We start from the raw sequence: 15,307 nt of genomic DNA on the forward strand, positions 1-15,307 counted from the left end.
GAAATCCTGACAGGGTAGGCAACAGGGGGCGTCATGACGCTGAACATCATTTTGCTTGGACCGCCGGGAGCCGGCAAGGGAACGCAGGCTTCGCGTCTGGTGGAAGAGCATGGGATGGTCCAGCTTTCCACCGGTGATATGCTCCGTGCAGCCGTCAGGGCGGGAACGCCGATCGGCCTGCAGGCCAAGGCAGTGATGGACGCGGGCGAACTGGTCTCGGACGAAATCGTCTCGGGCCTGATCGGCGAGCGGCTCGACGAGCTCGGGAACGAAACCTCGGTCATCTTCGACGGCTATCCACGCACCGCGGCGCAGGCCGAGGCGCTCGACGGCATCTTGTCGGTGCGCGGCCGCAAGCTCGACCATGTCGTCGAACTGGTCGTTGACGAAGACGCGCTCGTCGACCGGATCACCGGACGCTTTTCGTGCGCAAATTGCGGCGAAGGCTATCACGATCGCTACAAGCTGCCGAAGGTCGAAGGCACCTGCGACGTGTGCGGCAGCCATGATTTCAAGCGCCGTCCCGACGACAATGAGGAAACGGTGCGCACCCGCATGGCCGAATATCGCGCGAAGACCGAACCGATCCTTCCGATCTACGAGGCGCGCGGCATCGTCAGCAAGGTCGACGGCATGGCCGCGATCGACGTCGTCAACGATGCGATCGAAGCGATCCTGCGAAGCGACGCCAGCTAGTCAGCCCCCTTGGCGCCGTCTATGAAGATGGCGAAGGGGGAATGATCCATGCATGTGAAATCGTCTTTCGGCGCGCTCCTGTTCGCGGCGACGTGCATCGCCTCGCCGGCAGCGTCCAAGGTCATCGATCAGAGCGACATCGGTTTCACCGTCGCGCATACGGCGCAGGTCGCCGCGACGCCCGAAGACGTGTGGAAAATGCTCCGCACGCCCGACAAATGGTGGTCGAAAGAGCATAGCTGGTCGGGCGATGCCGCCAATTTCTGGCTCGATTCGCAGGCTGGTGGCTGCTTCTGCGAAAAGCTTCCCGACGAAGGACAGGGCGTCGGCAGCGTCCAACACGCGCGGATCATCTTCGCCAAGCCGGGCGAAATGATGCGCCTGTCGGGCGCATTCGGGCCGCTGCAGGGCGAGGCGGTCACGGGGACGCTGACGATCCAGATCAAAAAAACGCCGACGGGCAGTGCGATCCGCTTCGACTATGTCGTCGGCGGCTATATGCGCTTCAAGGTCGCCGACATCGCTCCCGCCGTCGACAAGGTGCTGGCCGAACAGATGGTCGGGCTCGCGAACGCGCTCGGCGGATCGCTCCCGGTCGCGCGCGGCGACAAGCCGGCCGAGGACAAGTCCGGCGAAGGCGCGGACGAAGCGGCCAAACCGGCGGATAGCAATGCCGATGCGGACGGCGCGGCGGAGGAGCCGGCACCCGCTGATTCGGGTCTCGACGCCGCGGTCGCTGATCTCGTCAAGGACGAGCCCAAGCGCGAATGAAGCCCGCTGCCGACGTCAGGAAGCGTCCTTGTCGCGCAGCTGGGCGAGCGCGCCGAAGGGGCCGGCCTGTTCTTCGGTCAGCACGCCCTTTTCGGCGAGGATGCGGTCGGCATCGGGATGGCGCGGAAAGGGATCGAGCGCCAGCGACAGCGTCTGCACCGCGGCTTCGCCGATATCGACGCGATCGCCTTCGAGCGGCAGGACATCGCAATCGTCCGCGCTGATCTCGACCTCTTCTTCCTCGCTCGCGTCGGCGCCGATGTCGCGCAGGAAGCGCAGGTCGAAGGGGTCGGCGATGTGCGCGGGGACAGGGAGATCGGTGGCGGCGCACGCCTGCACGACGTCGGCGGTGATGCGGCCTCTTGCGGCGATCCCGCCGGCGACGGCGAACACCTCGGCCTCGACGACGAAACGATCGAGCGCGATCAGGCCGAGTCGCTTGGCGATCGCGGCGCGGGTCGCTTCGTCGGCGTCGAGCGCGACCTTGCGGCCCTGCATCGCGTCGGCGAGGGTGACGAGGTGCGAAAGTTCGGGATTGGTCATGCGGGCTCTCCGGGCAAGCGGTCGGCGACGACCAGGTCCGCAACCGGCATCGCGGCAAGCCCCGTGCGCAGGGCCGCGACCGCTGCCATGACATGCGCCAGTCCTTCGGCGGGCGGCGCCTTGCCGCGCCACAGATTGCGCACCAGCGCTTCTTCCAGCGCCGCCGATCCGTCGGGCGCGCGATAGGCTCCCAGCCGTCCGCCCAGCGCTCCAACCATGCGACCGACCTGTTTGCCGACCACCATGTCGCCAAAGCCGATCTGGCGCATCTGCCCATCCATGTCGGCGACGAACAATTCGGTCAGTTCAACCCCCGCCAGCGCCTGGTCGGGATCATCGTCGATGCGATGGAGGACGAGCGCCAGCACCAGGCTGACCATGTCGAAGCGGCCGTCGAGCGTGTCGGGAACCTGTCCCGCCAGATACCAGTGCGGCGCACGCGCCGCCGCGACGACGGCGTCCCAGAGCGGACGCCGTGCTTCGCGGGGATCGGGGGCGGATCGGAAGAATTTGCTGATCGAGAACATAGCCCACCGCTTAGGCCCATTCGGCGTCGCGGAAAAGAGGCACCGGTCAGCCTGCAGCAAGCTTTGCGGCCGCATAAGCCGCTTGTGCGTCCCGTCCGCTTGCGGTTAAGAGGCGCACAAGCCAGCGCCTGCGCCGCCGTCCGGCGAGCCGCGCGCAACGGAGACCGATTGATGCCGAAAACCATTGCCTCGCTTACCGGCCGCCGCGCGGGCCTCATCCTTGCCGGGATCGCGCTTGCGCTGTCGGCGGGGGGATGCGCCCAGCTCAAGGGGCGTCAGGGCTATATCGTCGATCCGGTGCTGACCCAGGCGATCACCCCCGGCGTCGACAACCGCGAGTCGGTGGAAAAGACGCTCGGCCGTCCGACCTTCGTCGGCCAGTTCGGAAACAATGAATATTATTATCTGTCTCGCGAAACGCGCCAGCTCGCCTTCGCCCACCCGCGGCCGGTGTCGCAGCAGGTGCTGCGCGTCAGCTTCGATCCCGCAGGCAATGTCGTCGGCGTCGATCGCACCGGGCTCGAACAGGTGAGCAAGATCAGCCCGAACGGCGACAGCACGCCGACGCTGGGCCGTCATCGCAGCTTCTTCGAGGATATTTTCGGCAATATCGGCGCGGTCGGCGCGCCGGGTGTCGGGGGCGGCGCACAGGGCCAATAAGTCCCAGTTCGCGATCTGCGGAAGATGAATGGCGGCGCTGATCGATGGATCAGCGCCGCTTTTCGTTGGATCAGACCGCGATGCCGCCCGCCGCCAGAACCGCCAGTGTGACCAGATCCGAGGCGGTGGACGCCATGGTTGCAATCTGTACCGGCTTTTCCATCCCGATCAGCATCGGTCCGATGACCGCGCTGCCGCCGAGTTCGCGCAGCAGCTTTGCCGACAGATTGCCCGACTGCAGCCCCGGCATCACCAGAACATTCGCGGGGCCCGAGAGACGGCAGAAGGGATAATTGGCCATGACGCGGGGATTCAGCGCGACGTCGGGCGACATTTCGCCTTCATATTCGAAGGCCGGCTGGCGATCGTCGAGGATGTGGACGGCATCGCGGATATTGTCGAGCCACGATCCCGGCGGGTTGCCGAAGGTCGAATAGGACAAGAAGGCAACGCGCGGTTCGTGACCCATGCGGCGTGCGACCTGCGCCGTGCGGTCGGCGATGTCCGCGAGCATTTCGGCCGAGGGGCGTTCGTTGACCGTCGTGTCGGCCATGAAGATGGTGTGATGCTGTCCGACGAGGACGTGAATGCCGAACGCCGTCTTGCCCTCGGCAGGGTCGATCACCCGCCGCACTTCGCGCATCGTCTGCGAATAGGTGCGCGTCACGCCGGTGATCATCGCATCGCCAAGGCCGAGTTTTAGCAGCAGCGAGCCGAAGATGTTGCGATCACGGTTGACCATCCGTTCGATGTCACGGCGCAGATAGCCGCGGCGCTGGAGCCGCTCATAGAGCATCTCGACCATCTGGGGGACGTGCGGCGAATTGACGCTGTTATGAACCTCGAAGCTTTCGGGGTCGGCGACGCCCATGTCGCGCAATTTGTTGTGCAGGCCTTCGCGCCCGACGAGGACGGGAATGCCATAGCCGCCGTCGCGGAACTGGATCGCGGCGCGCAGCACCACTTCTTCCTCGCCCTCGGCAAAGACGACGCGCTTGGGATTGGCGCGCGCCGCTTCATAGGCGAGGGTGAGGACCGAAGTGGTCGGGTTGAGCCGGGCGCGCAGCTGCGTGCGGTACGCCTCCAGATCGTCGATCGGCTGCTGCGCGACGCCCGTCTCCATCGCCGCTTTTGCGACCGCCGCAGGGACGATCTCCATCAGCCGCGGGTCGAAGGGCGAGGGGATGATATATTCGGGGCCGAAGCTCGACGCGCGGCCGCCATAGGCTGCGGCCACTTCCTCGGGTACCTGCTGGCGCGCGAGATCGGCAATCGCATAGGCGGCGGCGATCTTCATCTCTTCGTTGATCGCGGTCGCGCGCACGTCGAGCGCGCCGCGGAAGATGAAGGGGAAGCACAGCACATTGTTGACCTGGTTGGGATAGTCCGAACGCCCCGTTGCGATGATCGCGTCAGGGCGCGCCGCACGGGCATCGGGCGGCGAGATTTCGGGGTCGGGGTTTGCCATCGCGAAAATGATCGGCGCGGGCGCCATGTCCTTCACCATCTCGGGCTTGAGCGCGCCCGCCGCCGACAGGCCGAGGAAGACGTCCGCGCCGCGAAGCGCTTCGGTCAGGTCGCGCGCTTCGGTCGGCACGGCGTGGGCCGATTTCCACTGGTCCATTCCTTCGGTGCGGCCCTGGTAGATGGTGCCCTTGCGATCGCACATGATGACATTTTCGTGCCGCACGCCCATCGCCTTGATCAGCGCGGTGCAGGCGATGGCCGCGGCGCCGGCGCCGTTGACGACAACCTTGATGTCGGCCAGATCGCGCCCGGTCAGATGACAGGCGTTGATCAGGCCGGCGGCGGTGATGATCGCGGTGCCATGCTGGTCGTCATGGAACACCGGGATGTTCATCTTTTCCTTGAGCGCCGCCTCGATGATGAAGCAGTTGGGGGCCGCAATGTCCTCGAGGTTGATGCCGCCGAAGCTTGGCTCGAGCAGTTCGACCGCGTCGATGAACGCCTGGGGATCTTCGGTCTTGAGCTCAAGGTCAATCGAATCGACGTCGGCGAAGCGCTTGAACAGCACCGCCTTGCCTTCCATCACCGGCTTCGAGGCAAGCGCGCCGAGATTGCCGAGACCCAGAATCGCCGTGCCGTTCGAGATGACGGCGACAAGATTGCCCTTGGCGGTATAGTCATAGGCCTTGGCCGGATCCTCGGCGATTGCATTCACCGGCACCGCGACGCCCGGCGAATAGGCGAGGCTGAGGTCGCGCTGCGTTGCCATCGGCTTCGAGGCGACGATCTCGATTTTCCCCGGCCGCCCATAGCTATGATAGAGCAGGGCCTCGCGGTCCGAAAATTGCACCTTGCTGCCGCCGTCCATTCTTTATCCCCTACTTCGATTATCAGGATGCGCGTCCGAGCCCATTCCCTAGCGTCGGCTTGGCGAAATGGAACCCCGTGTTTCTGGCGCGCGCGCCTTGCCATGCGAGCCCCAATCACTAAGCAGGGGCGGATGTCCGTTCCCGCTCCCGCCAACAGCAACAGCAAGGCCCCTCCCGCCGCGACGCCGATGATGGCGCAATATTGGTCGCTCAAGGAAAAGGCCGGCGATTGTCTGCTCTTCTACCGCATGGGCGATTTCTTCGAACTGTTTTTTGACGATGCCAAGGCAGCGGCCTCGACGCTCGACATCGCGCTGACCGCGCGCGGCGAGCATGGCGGCGAACCGGTGCCGATGTGCGGCGTCCCCGTCCATTCGGCCGAATCCTATCTCGCCCGCCTGATCCGCGCCGGCCATCGCGTCGCGATCGCCGAACAGGTCGAAACCCCCGCCGAGGCCAAGGCGCGTGGCGGATCGAAGGCGCTTGTCGCGCGCGACATCGTGCGCTTCGTAACGGCGGGCACGCTGACCGAAGAGGCGCTGCTCGAAGGGCGCAGCGCGAACCGGCTTGCAGCGCTTGCCGAGGTCGGCAGCGAAGGGCTGATCGCCATCGCCGCCGCCGACATCTCAACCGGGCGGTTCGAGGTCGTCGCGGTGCGGCGCGAAGCGGTCGATGCCGAACTGGCGCGGCTGGCCCCGTCCGAACTGCTGATCAGCGAAGCGGCGGACGAACAGCCGCCCTCGGCGGCGCGCCAGATCGTTCGCCGCCCCGCCGCCGAGTTCGCGAGTGGCGCAGGGCAGAAACGGCTCGAGACGTTGTTCGGGGTGCAGACGCTCGACGGCTTCGGCAATTTTTCGCGCGGTGAAATCGCCGCCATGGGCGCGATCGCCGCCTATCTCGACCATGTCGGCACCGGCGGGGCGGTCTTTCTGCAGCCGCCCGTGCGGCACGCCGCGGGCGACCGGATGGCGATCGACGCGGCGACGCGCGAGAGTCTGGAGCTGGTCCGTACCATGGCGGGCGCGCGCGACGGCAGCCTGCTTGGCACGATCGACCGTACCGTGACCGCGGCGGGCGCGCGGCTGCTTGCCGACGACCTTGCAAGCCCGCTCACCGACAAGGGCGCGATTCTCGACCGGCTCGATCTCGTCGATGCGCTGGCGCGCGATGCCTTGTGGCGCGCCGATCTGCGCGCCGCTTTGCGCGCGCTGCCCGATGCAGGACGCGCGCTCGGCCGCCTCGTCGCTGGGCGCGGCGGGCCGCGCGATCTGGCGCAGCTTCGCGACGCGCTCGGCGGTGCACGCCTCTTGCGCGAGCGGCTTGCGCTGCGCGCCGACCTGCCGCCGCTGCTCGCGCGGCTGCTGCCGGGGCTCGACGGTCATGGCGCGCTGGTCGATGAACTGACGCGCGCGCTGATCGAAACCCCGCCGGTTGATGCCGCGCAGGGCGGCTATATCGCCGAAGGCTATGACGCCGCGCTCGATTCGCTGCGCGAAACCGCGCGAGACGGGCGCAAGGCGATTGCGGCGCTCGAGGCGGGCTATCGCGAACGTACGGGCATCGCGGCGCTCAAGATCCGTCACAATGGCGTGCTCGGATATCATGTCGAAGTGCCTGCGCGGCACGCCGATGCGCTGATGGCGCCTGAATCGGGTTTCACCCATCGGCAAACGCTGGCGGGCGTCGTTCGCTTCAACTCGTCGGATCTGCACGAAGCGGCGGCGCGCGTGACCCAGGCGGGAGTGCATGCGGCGGCAGCCGAAGCCGCGCATCTCGAAGCGCTGACCGAAGCCGCGACCCAGCGCCGCGAAGCGATCGCCGCGAGCTGCGACGTGCTCGCGCGAATCGACGTCGCCGCGGCGCTCGCTGATCATGCCATGAGCCACGATTGGTGCCGGCCGGACATCGCTGACGAACCGTGCCTCGACGTGACGGGCGGGCGACATCCTGTGGTCGAGGCGGCGCTGGCGAAGAGCGGCGAGCATTTCGTCCCCAATGATGTATCGCTGTCCGAAGCCGACCGGCTATGGCTTGTCACCGGCCCCAATATGGGCGGTAAATCGACCTTCCTGCGCCAGAACGCTTTGATTGTCGTGCTCGCGCAGGCGGGCGCCTTCGTGCCGGCAGGCGCCGCAACCCTCGGGCTGGTCGATCGGCTGTTCAGCCGCGTGGGGGCGAGCGACAATCTGGCGCGGGGGCGATCGACCTTCATGGTCGAGATGGTCGAGACCGCCGCGATCCTCGCGCAGGCGACCCCGCAAAGCTTCGTGATCCTCGACGAGGTCGGGCGCGGCACCTCGACCTATGACGGGCTCGCACTCGCCTGGTCGGTGGTCGAGGCGGTGCACGAGGTCAATCGGTGCCGCTGTCTGTTCGCAACCCATTATCACGAGCTGACGCGGCTTGCCGAAACGCTGAACGCGCTTTCCCTCCACCATGTTCGCGCGCGCGAATGGCAGGGCGACCTCGTCCTGCTGCACGAGGTGGCCGAGGGGCCTGCCGACCGGAGCTACGGTCTGGCGGTCGCGCGGCTTGCCGGAGTCCCCGCCGGCGTTGTGAGGCGCGCCGAGGCGGTGCTCGCCAAGCTCGAAGCGGGACGTGAGGCAACCGGCGGATTGGCGGCAGGGCTCGACGATCTGCCGCTGTTCGCAGCGTTTCTCGCCGAAGCGCCCGCAGCGGCAAAGGACGCGCTGCGCGAGGCGCTCGCCGGGATCGACCCCGACGCGCTCGCGCCGCGCGCCGCGCTCGAAGCGCTCTATCGGCTCAAGCAGATCGTGGCGGAGGAAGGATGAGCGACATTTTCAGCGACCTTCCCCACCGCCGCGCGATCATCGACCGGCGCCTGCTCGCCGACCGGCTCGATGCCATCGCCGCCGAGACCGCCGATGCCGGCAAGCGCCGCGGCGCGATGGTCGCGTTGCTGAAGGAGGCCTTGGAAGAGGGCCGCGCAGAGATCGCCCGGCGCCTGCTCGACCACCCGTCTTCGGGACGCGTCGCGGCGCAGGCGACGGCCTTTCTGATCGACCAGATCGTTCGCCTTTCCTATGATTTCACCGTCGATTATCTCTATCCCGCAAGCAATCGGTCGGCGGGCGAACGGATTACGGTGATCGCGGTCGGCGGCTATGGCCGCGCCGAAATGGCGCCGTTCAGCGACGTCGACATCGGCTTTCTTACCCCGTTCAAGCAGACGAGCTGGACCGAGCAGGTCATCGAGGCACAACTCTACACGCTGTGGGACCTGGGCCTGAAGGTGGGGCATTCGTCGCGTTCGCTCGATGAGATGGTGCGCACCGCGAAGGACGATCTGACGATCCGCACCGCGCTGCTCGAGGCGCGCTTCATCTGGGGCGAGCGGGCGCTTTACGATCAGGCGGCGGCGCGCTTCGATGCCGAGGTGATGGCGGGCAATGCCCGCGCCTTCGTCGCCGAAAAACTCGCCGAGCGCGACGAGCGGCACAAGCGCATGGGCGATTCGCGCTATGTCGTCGAGCCCAATGTGAAGGAAGGGAAGGGCGGGCTGCGCGACCTGCACACCCTGTTCTGGATCGGCAAGTTCATCCACCGCGTTCGCACCGTGCCCGAGCTCGTCGATGCGGGGCTGCTCAGTGCGCGCGAACTGCGGCAGTTCTCGCGCGCCGAAAATTTCCTGCTCGCGGTACGCTGCCACCTTCATATCCTCGCCGGACGCGCCGAGGACCGGCTGACCTTCGATTTCCAGCGCGAGATCGCCGCGCGGATGCAGTTTGCCGACCGGCCGGGCAAAAGCCCGGTCGAACGCTTCATGCAGCTCTATTTTCTCCACGCGAAGAGCGTTGGCGATTTGACGGGCACCTTTCTCGCGCATCTCGACGAGCAACTCGCGGCGCGCGGGCGGCGCTTTCTGCCGACGCTGCGGCGGCGGCCGGGCCGGCTCAACGGCTTCGTCCTCGATCGCGGCCGGCTTGCGCTGCCGTCGGACGACTATTTCCGCGAAGATCCGGTCCGCCTGCTCGAGATATTTCAGCTCGCCGACAAATATGGGCTCGAGATCCACCCGCAGGCGATGCGCCAGGCCCGCCACGATGCGAAAATGATCGACGGCAAGGTGCGGCGGATCGCGCGCGCCAATGCGCTGTTCCTCGACGTGTTGACCAGCCCGCGCGACCCCGAAACGGTGCTGCGCTGGATGAACGAGGCCGGGGTCTTCGGCCGCTTCGTTCCCGACTTCGGCCGCGTCGTCGCGCAGATGCAGTTCGACATGTATCACCATTATACGGTCGACGAGCATACGATCCGCGCGATCGGCCTGTTGTCCGACATCGAACAGAATCGGTTGAAGGACGATCATCCGCTGTCGACCGCGATCATGGACCAGATCCACTCGCGGCGCGTTATCTATGTCGCGGTACTGCTCCACGATATCGCGAAGGGACGCGGCGGCGACCATAGCGTGCTGGGCGCCGAACTGGCGCTGCGCGTCTGTCCGCGGCTCGGGCTGAACGAGGCTGAAACCGAGACCGTGTCATGGCTTGTCCGCCACCACCTGCTCATGTCGGCGACCGCCTTCAAGCGCGACCTTGCCGACTTCAAGACGATCCTCGACTTTGCGCAGCTCGTACAGAGCCCCGAGCGGCTTCGCCTTCTGCTCGTCCTCACGGTTGTCGATATTCGCGCGGTGGGCCCGGGGGTCTGGAACAGCTGGAAGCGGCAATTGCTCACCGAATTATACGATGCCGCCGAGGAAGTGCTGCGGCTTGGCCACAAGCAGCGCGGCCGCGAGGTACGGATCGCCACCAAGAAGGAGGAGGCGCAGGCGCTGCTCCAGATGGCCGACAAGGATTTCGGGAAGCTCGCCAAGCGCCTGCCCGAAAGCTACTGGATTGCCGAGCCGGTCGAGGTGATCGCGGCCAATTTGATCCATATCCAGAAGTCGTCGGGAGCGCCGCTCCATATCGCGGCAGTGCCCGACGACGATCGCGGCGCGACGCTGGTGATGGTGCTCGCTGCCGACCATCCGGGGCTGTTCTATCGCATTGCGGGCGGTATCCACCTTGCGGGCGGCAACATCATCGATGCGCGCATCCACACGACGCGCGACGGGCTGGCGCTCGACAATTTCCTGGTCCAGGATCCGCTCGGCCGCCCCTTTGCCGAGGCCGAACAGATCGTCCGGCTGACCCGCGCGATCGAGGACGCGCTCGCCAACCGGCATAAATTGCTGCCCAAGCTCGAGGCGCGGGCGCTGCCGCGGACCCGCGCCGAAGCCTTTCGTATCGCGCCCAATGTCTTCATCGACAACAAGGCTTCCAACCGGTTTACGGTGATCGAGGTCAATGCGCAGGACCGCCCGGCGCTATTGAACCAGCTCGCCTATGCGCTCTTCCAGTCGAAGGTCACGGTGCACAGCGCGCATGTCGCGACCTATGGCGAGCGTGCCGTCGACACCTTTTACGTCACCGATCTCATTGGCGACAAGATCGACAGCGCAGCGCGCGTGAAGTCGCTCGAAAAGCGCCTGCTCGAAGCCGCGGCGAGCCGCAGCGAGGAGGCGGTGGCGGCCTGACCTCAGGCGCGTTTCACCGGATTGCGTGCGTGCGCAGCAACCGCTGGCGGCAGGTCGAGCCACGCATGGCGGTCGTCGCACCAGACGGCCTGTTCGGGCATCGGAAAATCCGGGTCGGCAAAGGCGCCGACTGCGACGCCCGTTAGGTGCGGCATCCGGTCGGGTTCCCACCACAGGTTCGATCCGCAATCGGCGCAGAAATGAAAGGTCACGTCATGACCGCTCGCCGAAGGCCGGCGGAAGCGCTGCGCCGAACCGGCGGCGACGGTCACCGCTTCGCGCGGGAAAAAGGCGGCGACGCTGAACAGCGAACCGGTTCGCCGCTGGCAATCGCGGCAATGGCACATCGAGATCTTGATCGGATCGCCGCTGCATCGAAGCTGCAGCAAGCCGCAGTGGCAGGTGGCGACCCGCCCGGTCATCCTGCGGCCGGAGGCGCCGTCATCGCGGCGGCGGCGGCGAGCAGCCCCGCGGTGAAGCGCTGGCTGATGGCGGCGGTCGGGATTGCGTTGAAGGCGTGGATGGCGCCGGCATAGCTGTGCAGCTCGACCGGCACCCCCGCCGCAGCGAGACGCTGGGCGTAGTCGAGATTTTCGTCGAAGAAGAGGTCGAGGCTGCCGGTCGCGATATAGGCAGGCGGCAGGCCGGAAAGATCGTCGGCGAGGCTCGGTGAAAACCAGCCGCGCCGCTCGTCGTCGGCCGCGTAGGCGCCGCGCAGCGCGCTCCATCCGAAACGATTGCTTGCGCGCGTCCAGATGAATTCGCCCGTGACCGGATTGCGATAGGGGCAGGCGTCGCCTCCCGTCCGGTGATCGAGCATCGGATAGGTCAGCAATTGCCCGGCAAGCGCTGGCCCGCCGAGGTCGCGCGCCATGATCGCCAGAGCCGCGGCGAGGCCGCCGCCCGCGCTTTCGCCTGCAACGACGATGCGCTGCGCATCGAAGCCAAGGGCATCGGCCTGTGCGGCGAGCCAGACGAGCGCCGAATGGCAATCCTCCTGCGGCGCCGGGAAGGGATTTTCGGGCGCGAGCCGATATTCGACCGAGAGCACCGGCACGCCCGCGGCCGCGGCAAGCGCCGCCGGTCCGGCCTGCATCTGCCGCACCGATCCCATCACCATGCCGCCGCCGTGGATATGCAGGATCGCACCCGCGCCGGCGCGCGCCTGTGCCGGGCGGAAGAGGAAGGCCAGCATGTCCGGCCCGCCATGGATCGACGGGATAAGCAGCTCTTCGGGTGCGATGACCGGCGGCGGCAGGATCGCATAGGTTTCGGCCGCCTTGGCGCGAATCTCTGCGATCGGCGCGGCGTCGAGGTCGACGCGTCCGAACAGGTCGATGAGAGGCTGAAGCTCGCGATCGACCAGGTGGCGCGTATCCATGATCCTTTTTCCCTTCTGCCGTCGCCGGCCTATCCGCGCAGCACCGCGCCCAGCTTTGCCGCGGCAGCGACCACCTTGTCGGCGATCGTCTTCAGCTCGGCGTCGGTGAAGCTCTTGTCCTGCGGTTGCAACGCGACCTCGACCGCCAGGCTGACCTGTCCGTCGGGGACGCCCTGGCCGGCGAAACGGTCGAACAGCCGCGCATCGATGATGCTCGCCTTGTCGGCGCCCTTGACCGCGCGGACGAGATCGCCCGCGGCCAGCGTTTCGGGCGCGAGGAAGGCGAAATCGCGGCGCACCGATTGCAGCGCGGGCGGCGTGAAAGCCGCACGCGCCGGGCCGTTCGCACGCTTCGCCGGAATCGCATCTAGGAAAATCTGCACCGCCATCACCGGCCCGTCGACATCGAAATGCTTGGCGAGGGCGGGGTGCAGCGCACCGAATTCGGCGAGCACCGCCTTCGGCCCCAGTCGTAGCGTTGCCGACTGCCCGGGATGCCAGATCGCACCATCGGCGACCGGCTCCATCACCTGCAGACGGTCGGCAGGGGCACCCGCCGCATCGAGCAGGGCGAGCGCAGCCGCCTTGGCGTCGAAAGCGTCGAACGGCGCGGCCTTGCCCGCCTGCCAGCCGCGCGGATGCTTGTCGCCGGCCATCAGCAGCGCGAGCGTCGGATGCTCGGCATCGGCCAGATAGCGCCGCCCGATCTCGAACAGACGGATGCTGTCGGCGCCGCGGTTCTGATTGCGCGCCGTGGCGGCAAGCAGCCCGGGCAGCAACGACGGCCGCATGACCTTCAGATCCTCGCTGATCGGATTGGCGAGCGTCCAGGTGCCGCCGCCGAAGGGCGCCGCTTCGCGTTCGGAGACGAAGGACCAGGTCACCGCCTCGTGGAATCCCGCCGCCGCTGCGCCCCGGCGCAGGCGCCGTTCGATCAGCTGCTCGGGGGTTGCGGTCGGCCGGGCGACGCCGTCGGCGCGGGGCAGGGCGACCGATGCGATGGCATCGAAACCCGCGATCCGCGTCACTTCCTCGACCACGTCGGGCGCGGCATCCATGTCGCGGCGCCAGCTCGGCACCGCAATCTGCCAAGGCGTGCCTTCGGTGACGCCGAAGCCCAGAGCCTCAAGGATCGCGCGCTGCCGCGCCGGGTCGATCGCGATCCCGCCGAGCGTCGCCGACAGCGCGGGATCATAGGCGATCGTCTTCGCCTCGATCGGCGGCTCGCCCGCGCGCGTTACCCTCGAGGCCGTGCCACCACAGATATCGAGGATATATCCGGTGATGATCGCGGTCGCATCGTCGAGGAATGCGGGATCGACGCCGCGTTCGAACCGGCTGCGCGCATCGCTGGTGAGGCCGAGCGCCTGCCCGGTCAGCGCGATCCGCTCGGGCGTGAAATAAGCGACCTCGAGCAACACGTCGGTCGTCGTTTCGCTGCACCCGCTATGCTCGCCGCCCATGATACCGGCGATGTCGTGGACGCCGCTGTCGTCGCCGATCACGGTCATGCTGTCGGTCAGCACATAGTCCTTGCCGTTGAGCGCTGTCACCGTTTCGCCATCGCGCGCGCGGCGCGCAACGAGCGCGCCGTTCAGCGTTGCGCGATCGTAAACATGGCTCGGCCGGCCGAGGTCGAGCATCACGTAGTTGGTGATGTCGACCAGCGCCGAAATCGAACGCTGCCCCACCGCTTCGAGCCGCCGCCGCATCCATTCAGGAGCGGCGCCATTGGCGACGCCGCTGATCGTGCGACCGAAAAAGGCCGGGCAGCCTTCGGTGTCGTCGGTACGGATCGCGGTGGCCGGGGCGTCTTCGCCCGCGATGACGGGGACGTCGAGCGGCTTCAGCGTGCCGAGCCCGGCGGCGGCGAGGTCGCGCGCGATGCCGCGCACGCCCATGCAATCCTGCCGGTTGGGGGTGACCGAAATGTCGATCACCGGATCGGCTGCGCCCGAATAATCGGCGAAGGCGGTGCCGACCGGCGCGTCTGCGGGCAATTCGATAATGCCGTCATGATCGTCGCCGAGTTCGAGTTCGCGCGTCGAACACATCATGCCGTTCGACGTGACGCCGCGGATCGCCGAGATCTTGAGCTCCATGCCGTTTGCCGGCACCACCGCGCCGGGCAGCCCGAGCACACCGACCAGTCCCGCGCGGGCGTTGGGTGCACCGCACACGACTTGGAGCGGGGCGCCGTCGCCGGCATCGACCGTCAGCACCTGCAACTTGTCGGCCTGGGGGTGCCGTTCGGCGGTCAGCACCTTGGCGACGCGAAAGCCCGTGAGCTTCTCGGCGGGATTCTCGACGCCCTCGACTTCGAGCCCGATGCGGTTGAGCGCCGCGACGACATCGTCGACGGTCGCATCGGTTTCGAGATGCGCCTTCAGCCATTCGAGGGTGATCTTCATGCCGAAATCCCCCCGCTCAGAGTCGGTACATTCAGCGCGCCGAACCCGTAGTGCGACAGCCAGCGCAGGTCGCCGTCGAAGAAGGCGCGCAGATCGTCCATGCCATATTTGAGCATTGCGAGCCGGTCGATACCGATGCCGAAGGCGAAACCCTGCCACGCGTCGGGATCGAGGCCGCAATTGGCAAGGACACGGCGGTTGACCATGCCGCTGCCGAGCAATTCCATCCACGCATGGCCGTCGTCATCGCCGTGCCCGCCGACGATCCGCCGCCCCTTTTCCTGGCGGTAACCGACATCGACCTCGGCCGAGGGTTCGGTGAAGGGAAAATAGGAGGGGCGCAGCCGCAGGACGATGTCGTCGCGTTCGAAAAAGGCCTTCAGGAAGGTTTCGAGCGTCCATTTGAGATGGCCCATATGGATATTGCGATCGATCAC

The 15,307-nt window shown here is 66.9% G+C and carries 12 protein-coding genes; 5 read left to right on the forward strand and 7 right to left on the reverse strand.

Annotated features, from left to right (window positions below; all coding sequences use genetic code 11):
* The first annotated feature begins 33 nt into the window (after positions 1 to 33).
* Both ACT17R_RS08355 and ACT17R_RS08360 read left to right on the forward strand, forming a co-directional pair.
* The gene (locus tag ACT17R_RS08355) at positions 34 to 696 is read left to right on the forward strand and encodes an adenylate kinase (RefSeq protein WP_234180454.1); all 663 of its coding nucleotides are present in this window, start codon (positions 34 to 36) and stop codon (positions 694 to 696) included.
* Positions 697 to 744: 48 nt separating this feature from the next.
* Positions 745 to 1,467: a hypothetical protein gene (locus ACT17R_RS08360; protein WP_444809251.1), complete on the forward strand. Its 723-nt coding sequence runs from the start codon at positions 745 to 747 to the stop codon at positions 1,465 to 1,467.
* 15 nt (positions 1,468 to 1,482) lie between these two features.
* Here ACT17R_RS08360 and ACT17R_RS08365 read toward each other — a convergent pair whose 3' ends face one another.
* On the reverse strand, positions 1,483 to 2,010 hold the full coding sequence (locus tag ACT17R_RS08365; RefSeq protein ID WP_444809252.1) for a YceD family protein: 528 nt from the start codon (positions 2,008 to 2,010) through the stop codon (positions 1,483 to 1,485).
* Entirely contained in the window at positions 2,007 to 2,537 is a 531-nt protein-coding gene (locus tag ACT17R_RS08370; protein ID WP_062901380.1) for a ubiquinol-cytochrome C chaperone family protein, read from the reverse strand. Before ACT17R_RS08370 ends, ACT17R_RS08365 begins: the two co-directional genes overlap by 4 nt.
* A gap of 171 nt (positions 2,538 to 2,708) precedes the next feature.
* Between ACT17R_RS08370 and ACT17R_RS08375 the strand changes: the two genes are divergently transcribed.
* Positions 2,709 to 3,197 (forward strand): outer membrane protein assembly factor BamE, encoded by a 489-nt coding sequence (locus ACT17R_RS08375; RefSeq protein WP_062901379.1) that lies wholly within the window; start codon positions 2,709 to 2,711, stop codon positions 3,195 to 3,197.
* A 70-nt stretch (positions 3,198 to 3,267) separates the two neighbouring features.
* Here the strand turns inward: ACT17R_RS08375 and ACT17R_RS08380 are convergent, their stop codons facing one another.
* The gene (locus ACT17R_RS08380) at positions 3,268 to 5,532 is read right to left on the reverse strand and encodes an NADP-dependent malic enzyme (RefSeq protein ID WP_444809253.1); all 2,265 of its coding nucleotides are present in this window, start codon (positions 5,530 to 5,532) and stop codon (positions 3,268 to 3,270) included.
* A gap of 132 nt (positions 5,533 to 5,664) precedes the next feature.
* Here ACT17R_RS08380 and mutS point away from each other — a divergent pair, with 132 nt between their 5' ends.
* Positions 5,665 to 8,325, forward strand: a complete 2,661-nt coding sequence (gene mutS, locus ACT17R_RS08385) for a DNA mismatch repair protein MutS (protein WP_444809254.1) — start codon at positions 5,665 to 5,667, stop codon at positions 8,323 to 8,325.
* Entirely contained in the window at positions 8,322 to 11,078 is a 2,757-nt protein-coding gene (locus tag ACT17R_RS08390; RefSeq protein WP_444809255.1) for a [protein-PII] uridylyltransferase, read from the forward strand. The genes mutS and ACT17R_RS08390 overlap by 4 nt, the downstream gene beginning before the upstream one ends.
* Positions 11,079 to 11,080: 2 nt before the next feature.
* Here the strand turns inward: ACT17R_RS08390 and ACT17R_RS08395 are convergent, their stop codons facing one another.
* The 4 genes from ACT17R_RS08395 to ACT17R_RS08410 form a co-directional block, all read right to left on the reverse strand.
* Entirely contained in the window at positions 11,081 to 11,500 is a 420-nt protein-coding gene (locus ACT17R_RS08395; RefSeq protein WP_217372905.1) for a GFA family protein, read from the reverse strand.
* On the reverse strand, positions 11,497 to 12,459 hold the full coding sequence (locus ACT17R_RS08400) for an alpha/beta hydrolase (protein WP_186401453.1): 963 nt from the start codon (positions 12,457 to 12,459) through the stop codon (positions 11,497 to 11,499). Before ACT17R_RS08400 ends, ACT17R_RS08395 begins: the two co-directional genes overlap by 4 nt.
* Before the next feature lie 29 nt (positions 12,460 to 12,488).
* The gene (gene pheT / locus ACT17R_RS08405; protein ID WP_217372906.1) at positions 12,489 to 14,870 is read right to left on the reverse strand and encodes a phenylalanine--tRNA ligase subunit beta; all 2,382 of its coding nucleotides are present in this window, start codon (positions 14,868 to 14,870) and stop codon (positions 12,489 to 12,491) included.
* Positions 14,867 to 15,307: tRNA ligase subunit PheS family protein (locus ACT17R_RS08410; protein WP_444809256.1), on the reverse strand; the 441-nt coding region annotated here is incomplete at its 5' end. The genes pheT and ACT17R_RS08410, both read right to left, overlap by 4 nt.

Source organism: Sphingopyxis sp. Q841 (assembly GCF_052384365.1).
Taxonomy (GTDB): Bacteria; Pseudomonadota; Alphaproteobacteria; order Sphingomonadales; family Sphingomonadaceae; genus Sphingopyxis; species Sphingopyxis terrae_A.

Coding starts and splice junctions, on each gene's coding strand:
- ACT17R_RS08355 (WP_234180454.1), top strand. CDS start 34: ATGACGCTGAACATCATTTTGCTTGGACCGCCGGGAGCCGGCAAGGGA.
- ACT17R_RS08360 (WP_444809251.1), top strand. CDS start 745: ATGCATGTGAAATCGTCTTTCGGCGCGCTCCTGTTCGCGGCGACGTGC.
- ACT17R_RS08365 (WP_444809252.1), bottom strand. CDS start 2,010: ATGACCAATCCCGAACTTTCGCACCTCGTCACCCTCGCCGACGCGATG.
- ACT17R_RS08370 (WP_062901380.1), bottom strand. CDS start 2,537: ATGTTCTCGATCAGCAAATTCTTCCGATCCGCCCCCGATCCCCGCGAA.
- ACT17R_RS08375 (WP_062901379.1), top strand. CDS start 2,709: ATGCCGAAAACCATTGCCTCGCTTACCGGCCGCCGCGCGGGCCTCATC.
- ACT17R_RS08380 (WP_444809253.1), bottom strand. CDS start 5,532: ATGGACGGCGGCAGCAAGGTGCAATTTTCGGACCGCGAGGCCCTGCTC.
- mutS (WP_444809254.1), top strand. CDS start 5,665: ATGTCCGTTCCCGCTCCCGCCAACAGCAACAGCAAGGCCCCTCCCGCC.
- ACT17R_RS08390 (WP_444809255.1), top strand. CDS start 8,322: ATGAGCGACATTTTCAGCGACCTTCCCCACCGCCGCGCGATCATCGAC.
- ACT17R_RS08395 (WP_217372905.1), bottom strand. CDS start 11,500: ATGACCGGGCGGGTCGCCACCTGCCACTGCGGCTTGCTGCAGCTTCGA.
- ACT17R_RS08400 (WP_186401453.1), bottom strand. CDS start 12,459: ATGGATACGCGCCACCTGGTCGATCGCGAGCTTCAGCCTCTCATCGAC.
- pheT (WP_217372906.1), bottom strand. CDS start 14,870: ATGAAGATCACCCTCGAATGGCTGAAGGCGCATCTCGAAACCGATGCG.